We start from the raw sequence: 22,061 nt of genomic DNA on the forward strand, positions 1-22,061 counted from the left end.
CCGGTGCAGCGGGGACAGCCCTACCCTGCCACAGCCGCGATGCGGCGGTCGGCCCTACTTGACGGCGCCCGCGGTGAGCCCGCTCACGATGTAGCGCTGCAGGTAGAGGAAGAGCGCCATCACCGGGATCGCCGCGAGCACGGCGCCGGCGGCGAAGACGGGGTAGTTGGTGTTCGTCTCCTCCGAGACGTAGCGGTAGAGGCCGACCGCGAGGGTCAGCTTGTCGGGGCTGTTGAGGATGACCGACGAGATCACGAAGTCGTTGGTCGTCGCGATGAACGACAGCAGGCCGATGACCGCGAGGATGGGCGCCACGAGCGGCAGGATGATCGTGAAGAAGATGCGCGCGTGGCCCGCGCCGTCGATCTTCGCGGCCTCGTCGATGGATGCGGGCACGGTGTTGAAGAAGCCGTACATGAGATACGTGTTCACCCCGAGCGCGCCGCCGAGGTAGATCATGATGAGGCCGATGAGCGTGTCGAGGCCGATCGCCGGGAACACCTCGCTGATGCCGCGCATGAGCGCGTAGATGGCCACGACCGCGAGCAGCTGCGGGAACATCTGCACGAGGATCAGGCCGAACAGGCCTTGACGCCTGCCGGTGAACCGCATCCGCGAGAAGGCGTAGGCGGCGAGCGCTCCGAGCAGCACGGTGCCGAGCGCGGTGGTGATGCCGACGATGAGCGTGTTGGCGAACCATGCCGCGTAGGGGCGGCGCGGATCGCTCAGCAGCGTGCCGTAGTTCTCGAGCGAGAGCTCGCGGAAGAGCTGGTTCGAGCCGGTGAGCGTGCCGCCGGGGTTGAGCGAGGCGCTCAGCACGTAGACGAGCGGGAAGATCGCGAAGATCACGACAGCGATGCCGACGAGGTGGCGCCAGCCGAGCTCGCGCAGCCACGTGCGGCGGGAGAGCGTCGTGCGGGGTGCGCGCCGCTCGCGCGCGGGGCGGTCGACGGAGGTGGGGTCGGCCATCAGTTCAGCTCCTCGAGGGCCTTCGTGCGCGAGAACGCGATCGCCGAGACGATCGCGACGATGAGGAAGATGAGGATCGACAGCGCGGATGCCAGGCCGTAGTCGCGCGTGCCGCCCTCGAACGCCGTCTTGTAGACGAGCGTGATGAGCAGGTCGGTGTGGCCGACGTTCTCGGAGACGCCCGCCATCCGCGGACCGCCGCCGGTCAGCAGGTAGATGGTGTTGAAGTTGTTGAAGTTGAACGCGAACGACGAGATCAGCAGCGGCGCCGTCGAGACGAGCAGCAGCGGGAACTTGATGCTGCGGAACACCTGCCAGCCGCTCGCGCCGTCGACCCTGGCCGCCTCGGTGAGCTCGTCGGGGATCGACTGCAGGGCGCCCATGCAGATGAGGAACATGTAGGGGAACCCGAGCCAGACGTTGACGAGCAGCGCGGAGACCTTCGCGAGCCACGGGTCGGTGAGCCAGGGGATGTCGGCGGAGCCGAAGAGCACCTCGTTGACGAAGCCGAACTGCGCGTTGAGCAGCCCGAGCCACACGAGCGCCGAGAGGAAGGACGGGAACGCGTACGGCAGGATCGCGAGCACGCGATAGGCCTGCCGGCTGCGCATCCGCGGGTCGTTGAGCGTGATCGCGAGGAAGAGGCCCAGCAGGAACGTGATCGCGACCGACGCGATCGCGTACACGAACGTCCAGGCGGTCACGCTCACCAGCGCCTCGCCGTAGCTGGGCTCCTGGAACGGGTAGAGGAAGTTCTCGAGGCCGACGAAGATCTGCCAGCCGGTGCCGAGCGCCTCGCCGTCCTCGGTCTCGAACTGGCCGTTGCCGAGATCGCGGTAGACGGTGTCGGTCTCAGTGTCGGTCATCGTGTCGGCGACGTCGTCGTAGACGAAGTTCGACTGGAAGACGAAGGCCTGCGAGGCGTTGGAGGTGCGCAGGAACCCGTCGGTGAGGTTCTCGTCGAGCGGCACCTGCAGCGCGGCGATCTCCTGCTGCCGCTGCAGCACATCCTGCATCGACAGGCTCGTCCAGCCCTCGAGGGCGACCGCGCGGTCGCCGTCCATGGTGACCGCTCCCGGGTCGACCGGCGCGAGCGCCTGCTCGGCGGTGCCCACGAGCACGGCGCCGTCGGGCGCCGTCGCGAGCAGCCCGAGGCCCTGCAGCCCCTCGACGACCTGCACCTGGTAGGTCGGTGAGCCCTCGACGCGCTGCGTGTTCTGCGACACGAGCGCCGCGACCGCATCCTCCTTGGTGGAGTTGTGCCCGTCGCCGTAGTTCGTCAGCGCGATGTAGCAGGAGTACAGCACGACGAAGATCTGGAACACGGCCAGGAAGATGAGGCCCGGCGTGAGGTACTTCGCCGGCAGGAGCCCCGGCGAGAGGTAGACGACGTTCACGAGCAGCGTGACCGCCGCCAGGATCGCGAGCACCGTCCAGCTCTCCTGGAAGAACAGGATCGACATCGCGAAGACCGCGATGGCGTCGACGATCGCGAGCAGCGCGATCTTGACGAGCATCACGCGCGCGCTCGGCGGCTGGTGCATCGTGCCTCTGCGCGGCGCGATGCGGCGCTCGGGTGCGGACGTCGTCGTCACTCGGTCTCCTCAGGACGGGCGAAGTGCGTGCGGGAGGCATGGCGGCCGGCGCGGGAGGCGCCGACCGCCGTGCGAGGCGGCTCAGCCGCCCAGCGTCTCCTGGATCTTCTCCGCCATGGTCGTCCACGCGGCGGCAGGGTCGGCGGCGTCACCGCTGATGATCTGCGCCTCGGTGGTGCCCCAGTCGCCCCAGAGCGCGTCCATCTCGGGGATGTTCGGCATCGGCACGCCCGCGGCGCCGACCTCGCCGAACGCCGCGACGTCCTCGTTCGACTGCGCCGCCTCGAAGGCCGACGACAGCGCGGGGGCGCGCTGGCCGCCCTCGTAGATGGCCGTCTGCGCCTCCTCGCTCGCGACGTACTCGGTGAGGAACTGCGATGCGACGATCGGGTTGTTGGCGTAGGCCGAGATGAAGAAGCCCTGCACGCCCACGAACGGCGTCGCCGGCTGGCCGCCGGCCGAGGGGATCTCGCTGATCGCGTAGTTCACGCCAGCGTCCTGGAACGTGGTGAGGTTCCAGGGGCCCGTGATCGTGTACGGCGAGGCGCCGTTCGCGAACTGCTCCTTCGCGATGTCCTGCGAGATGTTGAGGTTGATGATGCCCTGCTGGCCCCACTCGGCGAGCGCGCCGGCGAACTCGACGTTGCCCTCGTTGCCGAGCTGCAGGTCGTCGGGGTTGTAGGAGCCGTCCTCGTTCATGCCGAAGACCGGGCCGCCGTAGGAGGCCTGCAGCGGGTAGAGGTGGTACGGGTCGGCGTTGTTCGGGTCGATGCCGACGAGCAGCGGGAACTCCGCGTCGCCCGACTCGACGGCGGCCTCGCCCGTGGAGACGAGCTCGTCCCACGACGCGGGCGCCTCGGGCGCGAGGTCGGTGTTGCGCACGAGCGCGATGTTCTCGATCGACACCGGCACGCCGTAGGTCGCGCCGTTGTAGGTCATGGCCTGGATCGAGACCTCCTCGAAGTCGCCCGCGATGTCGCCGAGCTCGACGGGGTCGATGACGCCGTTGGTGACGAGCTTGCCGATCCAGTCGTGCGCGCCGACCACGACGTCGGGGCCCTCGCCCGACGGCGCCTGGGTGGTGAGGTCGTCGTCGATGTCGGCGAAGTCCTTCACGACCACCTCGACCGTCGTGCCGGTCTCCTCCTCGAACGACGCGATCACGTCGGCGAGGGCGTCGTTGCGGTTCTGGTCCATCCAGATGACGAGCTCGCCGCCGCCCTGCGGCGCGGCTTCGGTCTCGCTCGCCGACGGCGCCGGCGCGCCGCCTCCCGAGCAGGCCGCGAGCGTGAGCGCGAGCGCGCCGACTCCGGCCACCTTCATGAGGCTGCTGTGCTTCATGGTGCCTTCCTCCAGCTGTTGGGGGGCCGTCCTCCGACGGCTGTCGGCGGCACTGCCCGGCTCATCGTGGAGCGCGGCGCTCGCGCGGCGCAACTCGCGGAGCGCGCGCCGCCCCGATCGTTGGCAACTCGTGACAATCGGCGCACGCGACGCGCGACCAGACGCATCCGCATAGCCTGGGGGCATGACCGATGCATCGCCGCAGACCGCAGCCTCCGCGACCGCCGGCACGACCGGCGCCGAGTGGTGGCGCTCCGCCGTCATCTACCAGATCTACCCGCGCTCGTTCGCCGACGCATCCGGCGACGGCGTGGGCGACCTGCCCGGCATCGCCGCCCGGCTGCCGCAGGTCGCCGAGCTCGGGGTCGACGCCATCTGGCTGAGCCCCTTCTACCGTTCGCCGCAGAAGGACGCCGGCTACGACGTCGCCGACTACCGCGACGTCGACCCGCTCTTCGGCACCCTCGACGACTTCGACCGGATGCTCGAGGCGGCCCACGGGCTCGGCCTGCGGGTGATCGTCGACCTGGTGCCGAACCACTCCTCCGACCAGCACGAGTGGTTCCAGGAGGCGCTCGCCGCCGGCCCCGGCAGCGCGGCGCGCGACCGCTACATCTTCCGCGACGGGAAGGGCGAGGGCGGCGCCGAGCCGCCGAACAACTGGCAGAGCGTCTTCGGCGGGCCGGCGTGGACCCGGGTGCCCGACGGCCAGTGGTACCTGCACCTGTTCGACACCTCGCAGCCCGACTTCGACTGGAACCACCCCGAGGTCGGCGACATGTTCGTCGACGTGCTCCGGTTCTGGCTCGACCGCGGCGTCGACGGGTTCCGCGTCGACGTCGCGCACGGGAACGCCAAGGCCGAGGGCCTGCCCGACATCGACGAGGAGCTCGTCGCCGCGGGCTCGATGGACTCGCCGTTCTTCGGCCAGGAGCACGTGCACGAGATCTACCGCCGCTGGCACGACGTGCTCGCCGAGTACGACGGCGACCGCGTGCTGTGCGCCGAGGCGTGGGTGCAGCCGCTGTCGAAGATGGCGCGGTTCGTGCGGCCCGACGAGATGCACCAGGCGTTCAACTTCGTCTACCTCGAGACCCCCTGGGACGCCCGTCGGCTCCGTGCGGTCATCGACGAGTCGATCGAGGCATTCGGCGAGGTCGGCGCTCCCCCGACCTGGGTGCTGTCGAACCACGACACGATCCGCCACCGCACGCGCCTCGCGCTCGTGCCCCCGCCGCCGCACGGCGCCGGCATCGGCCCGACGTCGGTGTCGAAGGCGGACGCGACGGTGTCGCTGCGCCGCGGGCGCGCGGCGACCGCCCTCATGCTCGCGCTGCCCGGCAGCGCGTACGTCTACCAGGGCGAGGAGCTCGGCCTGCCGGAGGTGACCGCGATCGAGCCGCACCAGCGGCAGGATCCGACCTTCGCGCGCACGCAGGGCGAGCTGTGGGGCCGCGACGGATGCCGCGTGCCCATCCCGTGGGAGGCCGACGCGCCCGCCTACGGCTTCAGCGAGTCAGGGGCGAGCTGGCTGCCGCAGCCGCCCGAGTGGGCGGCGCTCGCGCGCGACGCGCAGGCCGGCGTCGCTGGCTCGACGCTCGAGATGTACCGCCGCGCGCTCGCGCTTCGGCGCGAGCTCGGCCTCGGCTCGGGCGAGCTCGAGTGGCTCGACGTCGGACCGACCGCGCTCGCCTTCCGCAACGGCCCGATCACCGTCGTGGCGAACCTCGGCCACGACGCCGTCGACGTGCCCCGCGGCGAGATCCTGCTGACCTCGTCGCCGCTCGACAGCGCGTCGCTCGCGGCCGATGAGGTGGTGTGGGTCAGGACGGCGTAGCCGCCGCATGCACGAAGCCCGGCCCCTCGGGGCCGGGCTTCCTGCACGTGCGCCGGTCGCCGGGCGACGCGGCGAGGCCTACCAGGCGCGCTCGAGGTTCTGCTCGCGGGTCTGGAACCACAGCACCGGGTCGAACGAGATGTAGTCGCTGTTCTTCAACTCGAGGTGCAGGTGAGGGCCGGTCGAGCGGCCCGAGTTGCCGACCTGGCCGATGACGTCGGTGATGTCGACGACCTGGCCGACCTCGACGGTGATCGATCCAGGCAGCATGTGCCCGTACCAGGACTGGATGAACTCGCCGTCGATGTTGTGGTCGATGAAGACGGAGTAGCCGCCGCCGCCCGGGTTGTTGCCGTGGAAGACGGCCGAGACGACGCCGTTGGCGATGGGTCGGATGTCGGTGCCGAGGCCGGGCGTGAAGTCGCTGCCGCCGTGGAAGCCGCCCGGGCGGTAGCCGAAGCCGCTCGACATGGGCACCTGGTCCATGCTCGGGAACGGCGTCTGGACGAAGCTCGTCTCGAGCATGCTCCACACCTGCGGCTGCGCGGGGTTGCCGGTGTACGACGGGCCGACCGGCTCGCCGTCGGCGACCGCCTGGAACGCGGCGCGCTCGCCGGTCGTCATGCGCGCCGCAGCCATCTGGTCGTTGACCGTGATGTCGTCGCGCGCGAAGTACGAGGTGGTCTCGGCCTCGACGCCCTCGAGCACCTGGGCGTCGCCGTTGTGCATCTGCGCGACCTCGGGGTCGATCCCCCCCGGCGCCTGCACCGCCTGTGCGGGCAGCGACGTGACGACGACGAGCGAGCCGATGAAGAGCAGGGCGCCGGCGGCGGAGATCTTCTGGGCCAGCTTGCGGGCACCGCGCGCCGGCCGGGACGGCGGCGCCGTCGGCGCCTCGCGGACGACGCGGGGCGCGAAGCCGCGCGCCGGGCGCACGCCCGGGATGCTCTCGCCGCCGCCGCCGAGCGAAGGAGCATCCACCGTGATGACGGGAGCGGTGAACGCGGCCTCCGCCATGTGCACGGGCAGGTCGCGAGCAACCCGCGTGGCGGCCTCGCGCAGCGCTCGACGGCTCGTGTAGAGCGGCGCAGATCCCTCGACGACGTGCACGCGCTCCGCCGCGCGAGCATCGCTCGCGGTCAGCGCGATCGACTCCGCCGTGCGCTCCCGCTCGCGCAGCTCACGACGGGTGAGCGGACGGGTCTCGTCGGGTCGCTCGACGCCCACAGCAGACGAGCGGAGTGCTCGTCGGGTGGGGTGCGTCACGCTTGCAGCCGTCCTCATGGTCGTGGGGCGATGGGATGCTCGCGAGGTGCGCATCGCACGCCCGGCAGCATCGCCGCTGTCGATCGTGGCATGAACGAGCGGTCAGGTGCAAAGGCGCGCGGAGATCGCACTCGGCGCGAACCCATCGAATATAACGGAACGATAACGGCGGCGCAAGGGTGTCAGACTTCGGTCGGCGAGAGCGGTTCGAGCATGCGTGCGAGCTCATCGGCGAGCAGCGGGTGCGCCGCGAGCAGGAACCGGCTGCTCGCCGGCTCACCGGCCCAGCCGCGCACGACGCCGCCCGCCTCCTCGACGAGCAGGGCGCCGGCGGCGTGATCCCACGGCTGCAGCCCCACCTCGTAGTAGGCGTTGAGCCGGCCGCTCGCGACGCTCGCGAGGTCGTACGCCGCGCTGCCGCCGCGGCGGATGTCGCGCACGCCGCCGATCATGCCCTGCACCACGGCGGCCTGCCGCTCGCGGCGTCCCGCGTCGTACCCGAAGCCCGTGCCGAGCAGCGCGACCTCGGCGGGCACCGCATCCGCCACCCGGATCTCGCGGCCGTCCTGCCGCGCTCCGGCGCCCCGGAGCGCATCGAAGACGCTGCCGCTCGACGCGTTGACGACGGCGCCCGAGACCGCCCGCCAGGTCGTCGGCTCGGGCTCGCCCTCGACGAGCGCGATCGACACGGCGTAGGGCGCGAGGTCGTAGAGGTAGTTGACGGTGCCGTCGATGGGGTCGATCACCCACGTCAGGCCCGAGGTGCCCGCGATGCTCGTCCCCTCCTCGCCGAGGATGCCGTCGTCGGGGCGCGCGTCGCGGATGCGCTCGACCACGAGGCGCTCGACCTCGCGGTCGGCCTCCGTGACGATGTCGACGAGGCTCGACTTGCTCGCGGCGATCGCCACGCCGGCCTCGCGACGCGATCGAGCGAGGGTCGCGGCCTCGACCGCGATGCCGACGAGGAGCTCGTGGAGGTCGCGCATGCCTCGAACCTACCCGCCGCCCGCCTGGTCGGCGGAGGTCGCCCGGCCGGTTGTGGACGGTGTACGATTGCAGACGGCCTGCGCCTCGGCGGGGCCTTCGGCGAGTTACCCAAGCGGCCAAAGGGATCTGACTGTAAATCAGCTGGCAATGCCTTCGGGGGTTCGAATCCCTCACTCGCCACCATCCGGAGCCCCGCCTCGAGCGGGGCTCCGTCGTCTTCCGGCCACCGCAGCGCCCCGCGGCGCAACGCCCCCGCCGCGCTCGCTCCGCCGCCCCGGAACCCGCAGGGTGGTCACGACACGCCGCCCCGGCGCGCTGGGGTGGTCAGGACGCGCCGCGGCGCAGGCGGCGCGCGCGGCGCGTCGTGACCACGCGGGGCTCGCAGCGCGGCGGGTCGAGCGGGTGGCCCTATGGTGAGCGCATGGACAGGCTCCCCAACGTCGCGGGCCGAGACGGTGCTGCCGCACCCGGCACCGTGAAGACCATCCGCTCCGCCCTCGTGCTCGCGGCCGGCGCGCTCGCGCTCACCGGCTGCGCGAGCGGCCCCTCCTACGCGGTGCTCGATCGCGCAGCCGGGGACGAGGACGCGCTGCCCTCCGAGCTGCCCGCATCCGCCACCGAAGGCGCCGACGCCGAGACGGCGCGCTTCGCCGGCGAGCACGAGGACGTCGCCCTCTGGCTGCTGCGCTCCGAGGAGCCCGGCGGCATCTGCCTGCTCGCCTTCCGGGATCCCGCTGACTGGCGGAAGGGATGCGCGGGTGCGGATCTGACCGTCGACGGCACGCTGGGCGCGTTCACCGTCGTGCGAGACGGCGGGACGCCGCCGGCGGGGGCGACGCAGGTCTCCGAGAACGTCTACGCGTTGTCCTGACGCGCTTCTGCACCCCGGCGGAGCGCAGCGCCCGGCGCTCGCCCAGTGCGAAGGCGAACGCGCCTAGGATCGGGGCATGGCAGATTCCTCGTTCGATGTGGTCAGCAAGGTCGACAAGATGGAGGCCGAGAACGCCGTCAACCAGGCGCGCAAGGAGGTCGAGCAGCGCTACGACTTCAAGGGCGTCGGCGCCGACGTCGCGTGGAGCGGCGACAAGGTGCTGCTCAAGGCCTCGTCGGAGGAGCGCGTGAAGGCCGTGCTCGACGTGCTGCAGTCCAAGTTCATCAAGCGCGGCATCGACCTCAAGATGCTCGAGCAGGGCGACCCCTACCCCTCGGGCAAGGAGTTCCGCATCGAGGTGGCCCTCAAGGACGGCATCTCGAGCGAGAACGCCAAGAAGGTGACGAAGCTCATCCGCGAGGAGGGGCCGAAGTCGGTCAAGAGCCAGATCCAGGGCGACGAGGTGCGGGTCACCTCCAAGAGCCGCGACGACCTGCAGGCGACGATCGCGCTGCTCAAGGGCGCCGACCTCGACATCGACCTGCAGTTCATCAACTTCCGCTGACCGGAGCGCGCCGCACGTGAGACCGACGCCGTGGAGCTGACGCTCGCGCAGGCGCTGACCGCGCTGTACTTCACGGTCGACATCGCCCTCCGGGTGGTGGCGATCGTCGTCGTGCCCTACAACCGCCGGCCCGCCGCTGCGATCGCGTGGCTGCTCATCATCATGGTGCAGCCGATCGTCGGATGGATCGTCTTCAGCCTGCTCGGCAACAACCGGCTGCCGGCAGGTCGCCGCAAGAAGATGGCGGCGATCCAGGAGGTCATCGGCGAGACGACGCTCGACGTGCCCGACGCTCCCCCGCTGCCCGGGCGGCCCGATTGGCTCACGGGCGTGATCGACCTCAACCGCACGCTCTCGTCGATGCCGCACGTGGGGCCGTCGAAGGCGATCGTGTGGGGCGAGTTCGACGCGCAGCTCCAGGCGATGGCCCGCCGCATCGACGAGGCCGAGCGCTTCGTGCACGTGGAGTTCTACCTCATCGTCGCCTCCGAGCGCACGGAGCCGTTCTTCGCAGCGCTCGAGCGCGCCACCGCCCGCGGCGTGACGGTGCGCGTGCTCGTCGACCACCTCACGAGCGTGCGCTACCCGCGCCGCAAGGAGACGGTCGCGCGCCTCGAGGCCATGGGCGCCGAGCTGCAGGACATGCTGCCCCTGCGGCCGTGGCGCGGCCAGTGGCAGCGGCCCGACCTGCGCAACCACCGCAAGCTCGTCGTCATCGACGGGCGCCTCGGGTTCACCGGCTCGCTCAACCTCATCGATCCCTCCTACCTGTGGAGGAAGAACCTGCGGCGCGGCCTCCAGTGGCGCGACACGTGGGTCGAGCTCGAGGGCCCCGCCGTCCTCGCCCTCGACGCCCTCTTCTGGTCGGACTGGTGGGCCGAGACCAACGAGCTCGTGGAGCTCGCGACCGAGGCGCCGGAGTCCGACGGCGACCTGAACGCATCCGTCGTGCCGTCCGGCCCCGGCTTCGAGGGCGAGATCAACCTGCGGGTCTTCCTCGAGCTGCTGCACGCGGCCGAGCAGCGCATCACGATCGTGAGCCCCTACTTCGTGCCCGACGACGCGATGCGCTACGCGATCACCTCGGCGGCGCTGCGCGGGATCGACGTCGAGCTCTTCGCGAGCGAGATCGGCGACCAGTTCTGGACCTACCACGCGCAGCGCAGCTACTACGAGGAGCTGCTGCGGGCAGGCGTGAGGATCACGCTCTTCGCGAAGCCCACGGTGCTGCACTCGAAGTTCCTCACGATCGACGACCGCGTCTCGATCATCGGCTCCTCGAACATCGACATGCGCTCGTTCGGCCTCAACTTCGAGGTGTCGATGCTCGTCGAGGGCGCCTCGATGGTCACGCAGCTCGAGGGCATCGCGGATGCGTACCGGCAGCAGTCGACGCAGCTCACGCTCGATGCGTGGATGGCGCGGCCGCGCATCGCGCAGGCGTTCGACTCGATCGCTCGGCTCACCTCGGCGCTGCAGTAGCGCGCCGCCGCTCGCGACCCGGCTTCGGGCCCTGACCCCGGGTCAGGCGAGCAGCAGCGAGATGCCGACGGCGAGCGCGAAGACGATCACGACGAGCCGCAGCAGCCACGACGGCACCCGGCGCGCGAGCCAGCCGCCCGCGAGGCCACCGACGAGCGCGCTCGCGAGCATGATCGCGACGACGCCCCAGTGCACGAGCGGCGAGAAGGCGAGGATGAGCGCCCCCGTGCCGTTGATGACCGCCGCCATGACGTTCTTGAGCGCGTTGTGGCGGCGCAGGTGGTCGTGGAGGAGCAGGCCGAGCATCGCGAGCATCATGACGCCGATGCCGGCGCCGAAGTAGGAGCCGTAGACGCCGATGCCGAAGAACGCCGCGCGCGTGCCCCAGCCGCCGCGGCCGGTCGTGCCAGCTTCGTCGACCGGCTGGCGGCCGAGCCGCTTCGCGACGAGCGGCTGCACGGCGAACAGGGCAGCCGCGAGCAGCACGAGCCAGGGGACGATGCGGGTGAACGCGTCGGACGGGGTGACGAGCAGCAGCACCGCGCCGGTCGCGCCGCCGGCGAGGGCGAACGGCATGTTCCACAGGAACCGGCGCCGCTGGCCGGCGAGCTCGGCGCGGTGCGACAGCGCGCCGCCGATGGTGCCGGTGAGGAGGCCGATCGACGACGTGATGTTCGCGGCGAGCGGGCTCATGCCGGCGGCGAGCATCGCGGGGAAGGTGATGAGCGTGCCGCCGCCCGCGGCCGCGTTGATGGCGCCGGCGCCGAGGGAGGCGGCGGCGATGAGGAGGTAGCCGGGCAGGTCGAGGTCCATGTCAGGGCCTCTGGTCTCGTGACGCGTGCCGACTCCGTCGGCGCGCTCCTCGACCGACGGGCACCGCATGCCGACTGCGCCCGCTCGCTCCTCGACCGACGAGGGCGATCTGGACGACGCGGGGTCTCGTGACGCGTGCGGCTGCGCCGCGCGCTCCTCGACCGACGCGGGGTCTCGTGACGCGTGCGGCTGCGCCGCGCGCTCCTCGACCGACGAGGGGACAGACCGCTGCGCCGCGCGCTCCTCGACCGACGACGAGGGCCGCCGCCGCGGAGGGCGTCACTCGGCGCGCGAGATGGCGATCATCTCGTCGCGGGGCACGACCTTGATGCGCTCGCGACCGTGCGGGAGGCCGAGCGCCTTCTCGTGGTCGTCGAGGCGGATCCAGCCCGCGATGTCCGTCCACGCGACGCCCCGCTCGGCGAGGAGCGCCGGCACGGCGGCCTGGTCGTAGTCCTCGGGCTCCCACCACGAGTGCTCGTCGCCGAGCAGCTGCTCGATCGTCTCCTTCGCATCGGACTTCGTGTGGCCGATGAGGCCGACGGGCCCGCGCTTGATCCAGCCGGTCGCGTAGACGCCCGGCAGCGGCCGCATGCCGTCCATCACCCGGCCCGCCTCGTTCGGGATGACGCCGCGGCGCTCGTCGAACGGCACGTCGGGCAGCGGCGACGAGAAGTAGCCGACCGCGCGGTACACGGCCTGCACCGGGATCTCCCGGTACTCCCCCGTGCCCTCGAGCCCCGCATCCGTCGGCCGGGTGCGCTCGATGCGCAGGGCCGCGACCTTGCCGCCCTCGCCCACCACCGCATCCGGCCGCGACCAGAAGTGCAGGTGCAGGCGGCGGCTCGCCTCGCCGACCGGGCGCTGCCGCCACTGGTCGAGCACGCGCGAGATGACGAGGATCTGCTTGTTCTGCTTGAGGGTCTCCTCGTCGGGGTCGATGCCGAAGTCCTCGTCGTGCAGGATCATGTCGACGTCGCGCAGCTCGCCGAGCTCGCGCAGCTCGAGCGGCGTGAACTTGACGCCGAGCGGGCCGCGGCGGCCGAAGACGTGCACGTCGGTGACGGGCGACGCCTCGAGGCCCGCGACGACGTTGGCGGGCACCTCGGTGGGCATGAGGTCGGCGGGGTGCTTGACGAGCATGCGGGCGACGTCGAGGGCGACGTTGCCGTTGCCGATCACCGCGATCTCGCGGGCCTCGAGCGGCCACTCGCGCGGCACGTCGGGGTGGCCGTCGTACCAGGAGACGAAGTCGGCGGCACCGTAGGAGCCCTCGAGCTCGATCCCGGGGATGTCGAGCGGCGCGTCCTTCGTGGCGCCCGTGGCGAAGATGACGCCGTGGTAGAGCCGCTCGAGGTCCTGGAGCGTGATGTCGGTGCCGAAGTCGACGTTGCCGAACAGTCGCACGACGCCCGACTCGAGCACCTCGCGCAGCGCCGCGATGATGCCCTTGATGCGCGGGTGGTCGGGTGCGACGCCGTAGCGCACGAGGCCGTAGGGCGCGGGCAGCCGCTCGAAGAGGTCGATGAGCACCTCGCGGCCGTGCTCGGCGGCCGACTTCTTGAGGATGTCGGCGGCGTAGATCCCGGCGGGGCCGGCGCCGACCACGGCGATGCGGAGCGGTGCGCTCACGGTTCTCCTCCAACGTGCGCGGCGGCAGCGCCGCCTGGGTTCCTGGTGCTCAGCGGGTGCGCGAGACGACGTGCTCGGCGAAGGCCTCGAGCCCGCGTCGAACGGTGCCCTGGGGCAGCGGCGCGAGCGCCTCGAGCGCCTGCCGCTGCCAGCGCTCGGCCTCGGCGAGCGCCTCGTCGACGACCGGGTGCGCGGCGAGCTCGGCGACGGCCGCGGCGAGCGCCGCCTCGTCGGCCCCGGGGGCGGATGCGGTGGCGAGGCGCGCGCGCAGGGCCTGCGACGCGTCGTCGTCGCGGCGCGCGAGCAGCAGCACGGGCAGCGTCTCGACGCCCGCGCGCACGTCCGTGCCCTGGTCCTTGCCGGTGGCCGGGTCGGACGAGAGGTCGATGACGTCGTCGACGAGCTGGAAGGCGACGCCGATGCGCTCGCCGAAGTCGCGCAGCGGCGCCCGGTACGCCTCGTCGGCGCCGCTCACCATGACGCCGAGCTCGGCCGCCGCGGCGATGAGCGAGCCGGTCTTGTCGGCGAGCACCTGCAGGTAGTGCTCGACCGGGTCGGCGTCGCCCACCCCGAGCGTCTCGTGCAGCTGCCCGAGGCACAGGCGCTCGAACGTGCGCGCCTGCAGCCGCGCGACGTCGGGGCCGAGCGGCGCGGCGACCGAGCCCGCGCGGGCGAACAGCAGGTCGCCGGCGAGGATCGCGATCGAGTTGCTCCACGCCACGTGGGCGGCGGGCACGCCCCGGCGGGTGTCCGCCTCATCCATGACGTCGTCGTGGTACAGGCTCGCGAGGTGCGTGATCTCGACGACCTCGGCGGCCGAGAGCACCTCGTCGTCGATGCCGCGCCCGAGGTGGGCGGCGAGCAGCAGCAGGAGCGGCCGCGCGCGCTTGCCGCCGGCCTCGTTGAGGTACCGGGTCACCGCATCCGCCACCGGGTCGGCGACGTGGAGGTGCTCGTCGAGCAGCACCTCGAGCCGCTCGAGGCCGGCGTCGACCGCGTCGACGACGCGCTTGTCGGCGGGCGCGGCGAAGCGCGGCCCGCGGAGCCCGAAGGTCTCGGCGATGGAGGCCATCAGTCGCCCTGCTCCTCCGCCGCCGCGTGGCGCGCGATGCGCATCGCGCCCGTGGTCTCGGTGGGCTTGCGGCCGCGGTGGAGGGCGACGACGCCCATCGTGAGGTTGCGGTGCGCGACGCGCGTGAAGCCTGCGGTGCGGATCCACTGCGAGAGCGTCTGCTGGTCGGGCCACGAGCGGATCGACTCGACGAGGTAGCGGTACGCGTCGGGGTTCGAGCTCGCGGCGCGCGCGAGCCCCGGCAGCACCGTCTGCAGGTAGAGCTCGTAGCCGCGGCGCACGACCCCCACGGGCGGCTGCGAGAACTCGCAGATGAGCAGGCGCCCGCCGGGCTTCAGCACGCGGAAGAACTCGTCGAGCGCCGCGCGCGGGTGCTGCACGTTGCGCAGGCCGAACGAGATGGTCACCGCGTCGAACGAGCCCTCCTCGAAGGGCAGCTCCTCGGCGGAGCCGTGCACGAACTCGATGTCGGGGTGGCGGCGGCGGCCCTCCTCGAGCATGCCGGGGCTGATGTCGAGCGCGGTCACGAGCGCGCCCGCCTTCGCCATCGGCGCGGCCGAGGCGCCGGTGCCGGCGGCGACGTCGAGGATGCGCTCGCCGGGCTTGGGCTTGACGGCCCGCTGCATGTGGATGCGCCACAGCTTGTCGTTGCCGCCCGAGAGCAGCGAGTTGAGCAGGTCGTACCGCTTGGCGGTGGCGTCGAACATGCCGGCGACCTCCTCCGGGTCCTTCTGCATGTCCGCTCGGTTCACGTGCTCCATCCTAGGCGAGCCGTCCTGACGGCCCGGTCGGTAGGCTGACGGCCATGCCGAGCCTGCGGGTGCGCACCGAGCGCGCTGAGCCCGGGCGCCTGCTGCAGCACGCCGACCCGCGCGCACCGCTGGCGATCCGGCGCGGCGCCGACGGCGTCGTCGGCCGCGGCGAGGCCATGCGGCTCGAGTTCCGCGGGCCCACCCGCTTCACCGATGCGGCGGATGCGTGGCGGCAGGTCGCGCGGGACGCCGTCGTCGACGACGCGGTCGGCGTGCCCGGCACGGGGCTCATCGCCTTCGGCGCCTTCGCGTTCGACGACGCCTCGACCGCGACGAGCGTGCTCATCGTGCCGAAGGTCGTCGTCGGCCGGCGGGGCGACGACGCGTGGATCACGTGGATCGGCGACGAGGGCGTGCTGCATCCGACCGCGGTCGAGGAGGTGCGCGTCGAGCTCACCGACGGCGCGATCGACCCGGCGCGCTACCGCGCGATGGTCGTCGAGGCGACCGAGCGCATCCGCGCCGGCGAGGCCGAGAAGGTCGTCGTGGCGCGCGACCGCGTGGGCCGGCTGCCGCAGGGCGGCGACGTGCGCTCGGTCGCGGTGGGGCTCGTGCAGCGCTATCCGGATGCGGTGACCTACGCCGTCGACGGCGTCATCGGTGCGAGCCCCGAGACGCTCATCGCGGCGCACCGCGGGCACTTCTTCTCGCGCGTGCTCGCCGGCACGGCCGCTCGCGGCGCGACGCCCGCGCTCGACGCCGAGATCGCCGAAGCGCTCGCCTCGGGCGACAAGGACCTGCGGGAGCACCGCTACGCGGCCGACTCGGCGCTCGAGGTGCTGCTCGCGCTCGCGCCGGATGCGCGCGCGTCGGAGCCGTTCCCGCTGCGGCTGCCCAACCTGTGGCACCTCGCGACCGACATCTCGGGCACCCTCGGCGACCGCTCGACGCTCGACGTGCTCGCGCTGCTGCACCCGACCGCAGCGGTCGCCGGCACGCCGCGCGCCGCGTCGCTCGCGCTCATCCGCGAGCTCGAGGGCGTCGACCGCGGGCGCTACGCGGGGCCGGTCGGCTGGATCGACGGCGAGGGCGGCGGCGAGTGGGTGATCGCGCTGCGGGGCGCCGAGATCGCGCCCGACGGGTCGATCCGGGCGTTCGCGGGGGCGGGGATCGTGGCGGGATCGGATGCGGACGCGGAGCTCGCCGAGACGGCGGTGAAGCTGCGGCCGATCACGGATGCGCTCGCGGACCCGCTGCCGGGGGCCGGCCCGGTCTCCTGACGCGAGCGGGCTCCGCCCGCCCGCTCATCGACCTGCGGGGTGGGGCGGCTCCCTCGGTCGTCGAGCACCGCGTTCCCTCGGTCGTCGAGGAGGCCCGCAGGGCCGTATCCAGACGCGAGCGGTTCAGGTCTCGATACGCGGCCTGCGGCCGCTACTCGACCAGCGAGGGGGCACCTCGAGACGGGGCGGCCGGGTCTCGATACGCGGCCTGCGGCCGCTGCTCGACCAGCGAGGGGGCGGACCGAGGGGCCGGCCCGGTCTCCTAGGAAGAACGTGTACCCCAACACGTTGTTCGCCCATCCAGGGCGCGCGCCAGCGCGCTGAACAGCTCGTGACGCGAGCGGGCTCCGCCCGCGCGCTCCTCGACCTGCGGGTGGCGCGGCCTACGGAGCGGGCCGGACGCCGCCGGTGGCGAGGAGGCGCTCGCGCTCGGCGGCGACGTCGAAGTCGGCGGCGGGCCACTGCGGGTCGATCGCCTCGAGCGCCTCGACGAGCAGCTCGTGCACCGCGAGCCGCGCGAACCACTTGCGGTCGGCCGGCACGACGTGCCATGGCGCCGCCTCGGTCGCCGTGCGCTCGATGGCGATCTCGTACGCCTCCATGTACGCGGCCCAGTGCGCGCGCTCGTCGACGTCGCCCGGGTTGTACTTCCAGTGCTTGTCGGGGCGCTCGAGCCGCTCGAGCAGCCGCGCGCCCTGCTCCTCGAACGAGATGTGCAGCATGACCTTGACGAGCCGGATGCCGCGCTCGGCGACCCGCTGCTCGAACTCGACGATCTGCCCGTAGCGCCGCTCGATCTCGTCGGCGGGCGTGAGCGACCGCACCCGGTGGATCAGCACGTCCTCGTAGTGCGACCGGTCGAAGACGCCGATGAGGCCCGGCTCGGGCAGCTCGCGCTCGATGCGCCACAGGAAGTCGTGGGCGCGCTCCTCCTCGGTGGGCGCCTTGAACGCCTTGATGCGCACGCCCTGCGGGTCGACCTGCCCGACGACGTGCCGCATGATGCCGCCCTTGCCGGCGGTGTCCATGCCCTGCACCATCAGCAGCACCGCGCGCTCGTCGCCCGCGCGGCTCGCGGCGAAGAGCCGCTCCTGCAGCTCCCCCAAGCGCTTGGCGCCGCCCTCGAGCGCGGCCGTGCCCGCCTCCTTGTCGCCGTCGAAGCCGGGCGTCGAGCGCGGGTCGATGTCGTCGAGCCGGACGGAGCCGGTGGTGCGCAGCGCGTCGGTGATCGCAGTCATGCGCAGAGACTAGTGCGCGGGGCTCCGCGCCCGTCGAGCGGCTACCGGGCGTCCGGCGCCGGCACCGACCGCGCCCGGCCACCCGCGACGCCCGGCCCGATGGCCTTGCGGATGCGGCCGTCGCCGCGCGCGGGGAGCTTGTTCTCGATCAGCCGGCTGACCCACGCGAGCTTGGGATCGGGGTCGATCAGCAGGGTCTTCACCGCGAGCGTCGCCGGCAGCGCGAGCAGCGCGCCGATCGGCCCGAGCGCGTAGGCCCACACGAGCAGCGACAGGAACGACGTCGCGGGGGTGACGCCCACCGCATCCCCCGCCACCTTCGGCTGGATGAGCGACTGCATGACGAAGTTGATGACGCTGAAGAGGATCGCCGTGAGGAGCGCGTTGATCGGCCCGTTGGCGAGCAGCGCCATGAGGGTGGGCGGGATGACGCCCAGCACGAAGCCGACGTTCGGGATGTAGTTCGTGACGAACGCGAACACCGCCCACACGAGCGCGAGCGGCACCCCGAGCGCGGTGAGCGCGACGAGGTCGAGCGCCGAGACGATGAGGCCGAACACCGTCGCGACGACCCAGTAGCGCTGCACCCCGGCGGCGAAGCGGTCGACGCCGCGCACGATGCCGGGATTGGTGGCCGCGATGCGCTTCACGCGCTCGGGCAGGCCCATCGAATCCCACGCGAGGAAGAAGATGACGACGAACAGGGTCGCGAGGAAGCCGAGCGCGCTGCCGGCGTCGGAGGCGAGCGCCCCCACCGCGCCCGCGATCGCGCTCGGGCTGAAGGCGCTCTGCAGCTGCCGCAGCGCCTCGTCCTGCGAGATGCCGAGCGACTCGAGCCACCCGAGCATGTCGCGGTACATGCGGTTGAACTCGGCCGAGTAGCCGGGCAGCTCGGTGACGAGCGACTGCACCGACCAGTAGATCGACCACAGGAGCGCGATGAGGAAGCCGTAGACCGTCAGCAGCGACGCGAGCGCGGCGAGCGCGCGCGGCGTGCCGATGCGCAGCAGCCACTGCTGCAGCGGCATCACGGCGATCACGAGGTTGATGCCGAGGAACACGGGCGCCACGAACGTCGCCACCTGGCTCAGCAGGATGAGCACCGCGATCGCCGCGATGATCGAGAGCAGCACGATGAGCGTCCGCGGCAGCATCCAGCGCTGCTCGCGCTCGACGACCTGGGGCGCGGGCGGCGGCAGCTCGCGGCGCCGCTGCCACGGCCAGCGCATCAGCGCACCTCCTCGTCGGACGCCGCCGGCGCGACCGCTGCGCCGGGATGCGCGGCGCCGGGATGCGCGGCGCCGCCCGGGCGCCCCCGGAAGCCCTCCATGCCCTCGTTGACGCCCAGCGCATCCGCGAGCCGGTCGGCGACCGCGGTCGGCAGCGCCTTGATCGCGGGCACGAGGCGCACGAGCGGCGGCAGCGCGAGCAGCGGCCGACGGGAGTCGATCGCGGCGAGGATCTGCGTCGCGACGGTCGCGGCCGAGAGGATCGGCAGCAGCGCCGGCACCTTCGTCGTGACGCCGTCGAACATCCCGGTATCGATGTAGAAGGGCGCGACGGTGAGCGTCGTGATCGGCGAGCGCTCCTTGCGCAGCTCGGCGCGCAGCGACTCCATGAAGCCGACGGCCGCGAACTTGCTCGCCGCGTAGTCGGTCTGGCCGGCGACGCCGATGAAGCCCGCGGCGCTCGCGACCGTGACGATGCGGCCGCGGCCCGCGTCGCGCATCGCCGGCAGCAGGGCGCGCGTGACGAGGATGGGTGCGATCGCGTTGACGCGCATCGTCAGCTCGATCTGCGCCGGGGTGAGCTCGGCCAGCGGCCGGCCCGAGACGACTCCGGCGTTGTTGACGAGCACGTCGACGGGGCCGAGCATGAGCGTCTCGGCGGCGGCAAGCTCGATCGCGTCGGCGTCGCCGAGGTCGACGACGACCGCCGAGCCGCGACCGCCCACGGCGCTCGCCTCGCCGGCGACGGCCCGCGCTGCGGCCGCGTCGCGGTCCCAGATGACGACGTGCGCGCCCTTGCGCGCCGCGCCGAGGGCGACGAGGCGCCCGATGCCGCTGCCGCCACCCGTGATGACGACCGTGGTGCCGCGCGCGACGCGCACCCCCGGGCGCTCAGAGCTGCTGCGCATCCGTCTCCTCCTCCAGCACGGCTTCGATGATGCCCGGTCTCGACTGCGAGAGGGCCCGGCGCAGGCCCGCGCGGTCGGTCACGCGCTCGAACGGCCACCCGTAGGCGGCCGCGAGGTGCGCGAGGTCGACGTCGTGCGGGGTGCGCTGCACGCGGGCGAAGTCGTCGGCGTCGGCGGTGCCGGCGACCTCGAGCAGGTCGAAGAGGCTGCCGCCGAAGTCGTTGCCGACGACGATCTGCAGTCGCGGGCGCTCCTCCCCCGGCGGCACGTGCAGTCCGCCCGCGTCGTGCAGCAGCGCGAGGTCGCCGATGAGCAGGCGCGTGAAGCCGCCGACGCCCGAGCGGTCGTGCGCGATCGCGATGCCGGATGCGGTGCTGACGGTGCCGTCGATGCCGGCGAGGCCGCGGTTCGCCCGCGCCGTCACGGCCTTGGGACCTGCCCACGCGTCGAGCTCGCGGATGAGGCGGCTCGCCGCGACGACGAGCCGGTCGTGCGGCCACGTGCGATCCCACACCTGGCTGACGAGCTCGCGGCGCGTGATGGGCGTGCGGCCCTCGGCGAGCTCGGCGCGCGCGTAGGCGGCGCGCGAGAGGTCGGAGTCGGGGGCTGCCTCGGCATCGCGCTCGGCGGCGAGGGCGCGGCCGGCGACGACCCACTCGTCGATCCACGCCGCGCCGATGCCCTCGGCGTCGGCTTCCGCAGGCTCGACCTCGATGCGGCCGGTGAGCAGCGTCGTCTCGCCGGCGCCGCGCACGTTGTCCTGCCCCGCGCGGCCGAGCACCACGACGTGCACGTCGGGACGGCGGATGAGCGCGGTCACCGCGCGGGAGAGCGTCGGGTGACCGACGACGACGGCCCGCCGCACGCGCTCGCCGAGCCGCGCGAGCACGTCGCGGCCGTGCGGCACGAACGCGGGGCCGAAGCGCGCGCCCGACGTCGGCTCGGCGATGAGCGGCGCACCGATCGCCTCGGCGAGGCCGGCGGCGGCCCGGCCCGCGTCGGCGCCGGCGATCACGACGGTGGCCGGCGCCGCGCCGAGCGACGCCGTCGGCACCGGCGGGCGGCCGACGCGCTCGACCGGCAGCGGCTCGGCGGGCGCGCCGCCCGAGAGCGGCTCGCGGAAGCCGATGTTGAGCTGCACGGGGCCGGGCTCGGTGTGGTGGCCGCTCGCGTCGTCGCCGCGCCAGCCGAGCGCCGCGCGCACGGCGGCGACGGCGTCCTGCTCGGGGTGGCGCAGCGCATCCGCCCCCACATCGATCACGACGCGGCCGGCGTCGCCGAAGATGCCGGGCTGGTGCGCGGTCTGGTTGGCGCGGATGCCCTGCAGCTCGGCGGGCCGGTCGGCGGTGACGGCGATGAGCGGCACGTCGGCGTGGTGCGCCTCGAGCATCGCGGGGTGCAGGTTCGCGAGCGCGGTGCCGCTCGTGACGACGATCGCTGCGGGGCTGCCCGTCTCGCGCGCGAGCCCGAGGGCGAGGAAGCCGGCGCTGCGCTCGTCGATGCGCACGTGCAGCGCGAGGCGCCCATCGCGCGCGGCGCGCGCCGCGGCGAGCGCGATCGCCTGCGAGCGCGAGCCCGGGCAGACGACGAGGTCGGTGACGCCGGCTGCGGCGAGCGCGCCGACGAGGCGATCGGCGTAGGCGGCTGCCGGCAGCGCCGGCTCAGGCACGCGCGGCGTCGCCGCCGTCGCCGGGCGCGCGGTGGCCCTGGCCGTCGGCGTCGCCCTCGGCGTCCTTCGGGTCGTCCTTCGACCGCGTCGGCTTGGGCTTCGGGCTCGGCTTCGGCGCCGGCTGCTGCGGCTGGCTCAGCGGCTGGTCGGCGTCGTCGCGCTCCGGCTCGGGCGACGCGGTGCGCGGGGCCTCGGGCGCGCCCTGGAAGTCCTCGGCGTCGAGCGCGGCGAGCTGCGCCTCGAGCTCGGCGATGCGGCGGTCGGCCTCCTCGTCGGTCACGTCGCTCGAGCGCGAGAACGAGGGGTCGTCGTCGGGTGCGTACGGGCGGGCCTGCGAGCGCGGTCCCTTGCCCCACGCGAGCCAGCCGACCGGTCCGATCACGGGCAGCACGACGATGAGCACCACCCACAGCACCCGGTTCAGGCGGCGGATGCGCCGGTCGTCCGTGACCGTCAGGTCGACGAGCGCGTAGACCGTGACCACGAGGGCCAGGATCCCGCCGATGATGAGCCACCGCATGGCTCCAGGGTACGACGTGCGGCTATGGGTCGCTC

At 72.8% G+C, this 22,061-nt stretch carries 19 protein-coding genes and 1 tRNA gene; 6 read left to right on the forward strand and 14 right to left on the reverse strand.

Annotated features, from left to right (window positions below; translation table 11 throughout):
* Positions 1-54: 54 nt before the first annotated feature.
* The 3 genes from BLT67_RS05180 to BLT67_RS05190 all read right to left on the reverse strand — a co-directional run bounded on the left by BLT67_RS05180 (position 55) and on the right by BLT67_RS05190 (position 3,905).
* Positions 55-969 carry a sugar ABC transporter permease gene (locus BLT67_RS05180; RefSeq protein ID WP_092666025.1) on the reverse strand — a complete coding sequence of 305 codons (915 nt, stop codon included), beginning with the start codon at positions 967-969 and terminating at the stop codon, positions 55-57.
* Positions 969-2,513, reverse strand: coding sequence for an ABC transporter permease subunit (locus BLT67_RS05185; RefSeq protein WP_331712169.1), 1,545 nt, complete (start codon positions 2,511-2,513; stop codon positions 969-971). The genes BLT67_RS05180 and BLT67_RS05185 overlap by 1 nt, the downstream gene beginning before the upstream one ends.
* Positions 2,514-2,645: 132 nt before the next feature.
* The gene (locus BLT67_RS05190; RefSeq protein WP_092666027.1) at positions 2,646-3,905 is read right to left on the reverse strand and encodes a sugar ABC transporter substrate-binding protein; all 1,260 of its coding nucleotides are present in this window, start codon (positions 3,903-3,905) and stop codon (positions 2,646-2,648) included.
* Between the two features lie 184 nt (positions 3,906-4,089).
* On the opposite strand from BLT67_RS05190, the gene BLT67_RS05195 reads away from it, so the two are divergent.
* Entirely contained in the window at positions 4,090-5,742 is a 1,653-nt protein-coding gene (locus BLT67_RS05195; protein ID WP_092666028.1) for a glycoside hydrolase family 13 protein, read from the forward strand.
* Between the two features lie 78 nt (positions 5,743-5,820).
* Here BLT67_RS05195 and BLT67_RS05200 read toward each other — a convergent pair whose 3' ends face one another.
* Positions 5,821-7,008 carry a M23 family metallopeptidase gene (locus tag BLT67_RS05200; protein ID WP_157674194.1) on the reverse strand — a complete coding sequence of 396 codons (1,188 nt, stop codon included), beginning with the start codon at positions 7,006-7,008 and terminating at the stop codon, positions 5,821-5,823.
* Between the two features lie 182 nt (positions 7,009-7,190).
* Positions 7,191-7,994 (reverse strand): inositol monophosphatase family protein, encoded by an 804-nt coding sequence (locus BLT67_RS05205; protein WP_092666030.1) that lies wholly within the window; start codon positions 7,992-7,994, stop codon positions 7,191-7,193.
* 99 nt (positions 7,995-8,093) lie between these two features.
* Between BLT67_RS05205 and BLT67_RS05210 the strand changes: the two genes are divergently transcribed.
* From BLT67_RS05210 to BLT67_RS05225, 4 genes are all read left to right on the forward strand, one after another.
* Positions 8,094-8,178, forward strand: a tRNA-Tyr gene (locus tag BLT67_RS05210).
* A 238-nt stretch (positions 8,179-8,416) separates the two neighbouring features.
* On the forward strand, positions 8,417-8,866 hold the full coding sequence (locus BLT67_RS05215) for a hypothetical protein (RefSeq protein ID WP_092666031.1): 450 nt from the start codon (positions 8,417-8,419) through the stop codon (positions 8,864-8,866).
* Positions 8,867-8,942: 76 nt separating this feature from the next.
* The gene (locus BLT67_RS05220) at positions 8,943-9,431 is read left to right on the forward strand and encodes a YajQ family cyclic di-GMP-binding protein (protein ID WP_092666032.1); all 489 of its coding nucleotides are present in this window, start codon (positions 8,943-8,945) and stop codon (positions 9,429-9,431) included.
* Positions 9,432-9,461: 30 nt separating this feature from the next.
* Positions 9,462-10,913 (forward strand): phospholipase D-like domain-containing protein, encoded by a 1,452-nt coding sequence (locus BLT67_RS05225; RefSeq protein WP_231945595.1) that lies wholly within the window; start codon positions 9,462-9,464, stop codon positions 10,911-10,913.
* A 42-nt stretch (positions 10,914-10,955) separates the two neighbouring features.
* On the opposite strand, the gene BLT67_RS05230 is transcribed toward BLT67_RS05225, so the two are convergent.
* The 4 genes from BLT67_RS05230 to BLT67_RS05245 form a co-directional block, all read right to left on the reverse strand.
* Positions 10,956-11,726: a sulfite exporter TauE/SafE family protein gene (locus BLT67_RS05230; protein ID WP_092666033.1), complete on the reverse strand. Its 771-nt coding sequence runs from the start codon at positions 11,724-11,726 to the stop codon at positions 10,956-10,958.
* Positions 11,727-12,005: 279 nt separating this feature from the next.
* Positions 12,006-13,358, reverse strand: coding sequence for an FAD-dependent oxidoreductase (locus BLT67_RS05235; protein WP_092666034.1), 1,353 nt, complete (start codon positions 13,356-13,358; stop codon positions 12,006-12,008).
* A gap of 49 nt (positions 13,359-13,407) precedes the next feature.
* Positions 13,408-14,430, reverse strand: coding sequence for a polyprenyl synthetase family protein (locus tag BLT67_RS05240; protein ID WP_092666035.1), 1,023 nt, complete (start codon positions 14,428-14,430; stop codon positions 13,408-13,410).
* Positions 14,430-15,191: a class I SAM-dependent methyltransferase gene (locus BLT67_RS05245; RefSeq protein WP_231945596.1), complete on the reverse strand. Its 762-nt coding sequence runs from the start codon at positions 15,189-15,191 to the stop codon at positions 14,430-14,432. Before BLT67_RS05245 ends, BLT67_RS05240 begins: the two co-directional genes overlap by 1 nt.
* A gap of 44 nt (positions 15,192-15,235) precedes the next feature.
* Between BLT67_RS05245 and BLT67_RS05250 the strand changes: the two genes are divergently transcribed.
* Entirely contained in the window at positions 15,236-16,462 is a 1,227-nt protein-coding gene (locus tag BLT67_RS05250) for an isochorismate synthase (RefSeq protein WP_092666036.1), read from the forward strand.
* A gap of 383 nt (positions 16,463-16,845) precedes the next feature.
* Here BLT67_RS05250 and BLT67_RS05255 read toward each other — a convergent pair whose 3' ends face one another.
* From BLT67_RS05255 to BLT67_RS05275, 5 genes are read right to left on the reverse strand one after another with little or no spacing between them, the layout of a single operon-like run.
* Positions 16,846-17,700: a PPK2 family polyphosphate kinase gene (locus BLT67_RS05255; protein WP_092666037.1), complete on the reverse strand. Its 855-nt coding sequence runs from the start codon at positions 17,698-17,700 to the stop codon at positions 16,846-16,848.
* A gap of 41 nt (positions 17,701-17,741) precedes the next feature.
* Complete coding sequence (locus BLT67_RS05260; protein ID WP_092666038.1) at positions 17,742-18,929, reverse strand: AI-2E family transporter; 1,188 nt, start codon at positions 18,927-18,929, stop codon at positions 17,742-17,744.
* A complete protein-coding gene (locus BLT67_RS05265) occupies positions 18,929-19,837 on the reverse strand; it encodes an SDR family oxidoreductase (RefSeq protein ID WP_092666039.1) in 909 nt (302 codons plus the stop codon). The genes BLT67_RS05260 and BLT67_RS05265 overlap by 1 nt, the downstream gene beginning before the upstream one ends.
* Positions 19,821-21,506 carry a 2-succinyl-5-enolpyruvyl-6-hydroxy-3-cyclohexene-1-carboxylic-acid synthase gene (gene menD / locus BLT67_RS05270; protein WP_092666040.1) on the reverse strand — a complete coding sequence of 562 codons (1,686 nt, stop codon included), beginning with the start codon at positions 21,504-21,506 and terminating at the stop codon, positions 19,821-19,823. The genes BLT67_RS05265 and menD overlap by 17 nt, the downstream gene beginning before the upstream one ends.
* Entirely contained in the window at positions 21,499-22,026 is a 528-nt protein-coding gene (locus tag BLT67_RS05275; RefSeq protein WP_092666041.1) for a PLDc N-terminal domain-containing protein, read from the reverse strand. Before BLT67_RS05275 ends, menD begins: the two co-directional genes overlap by 8 nt.
* Positions 22,027-22,061: the final 35 nt, after the last annotated feature.

It is taken from the genome of Agrococcus carbonis, assembly GCF_900104705.1.
Lineage (GTDB): Bacteria > Actinomycetota > Actinomycetes > Actinomycetales > Microbacteriaceae > Agrococcus > Agrococcus carbonis.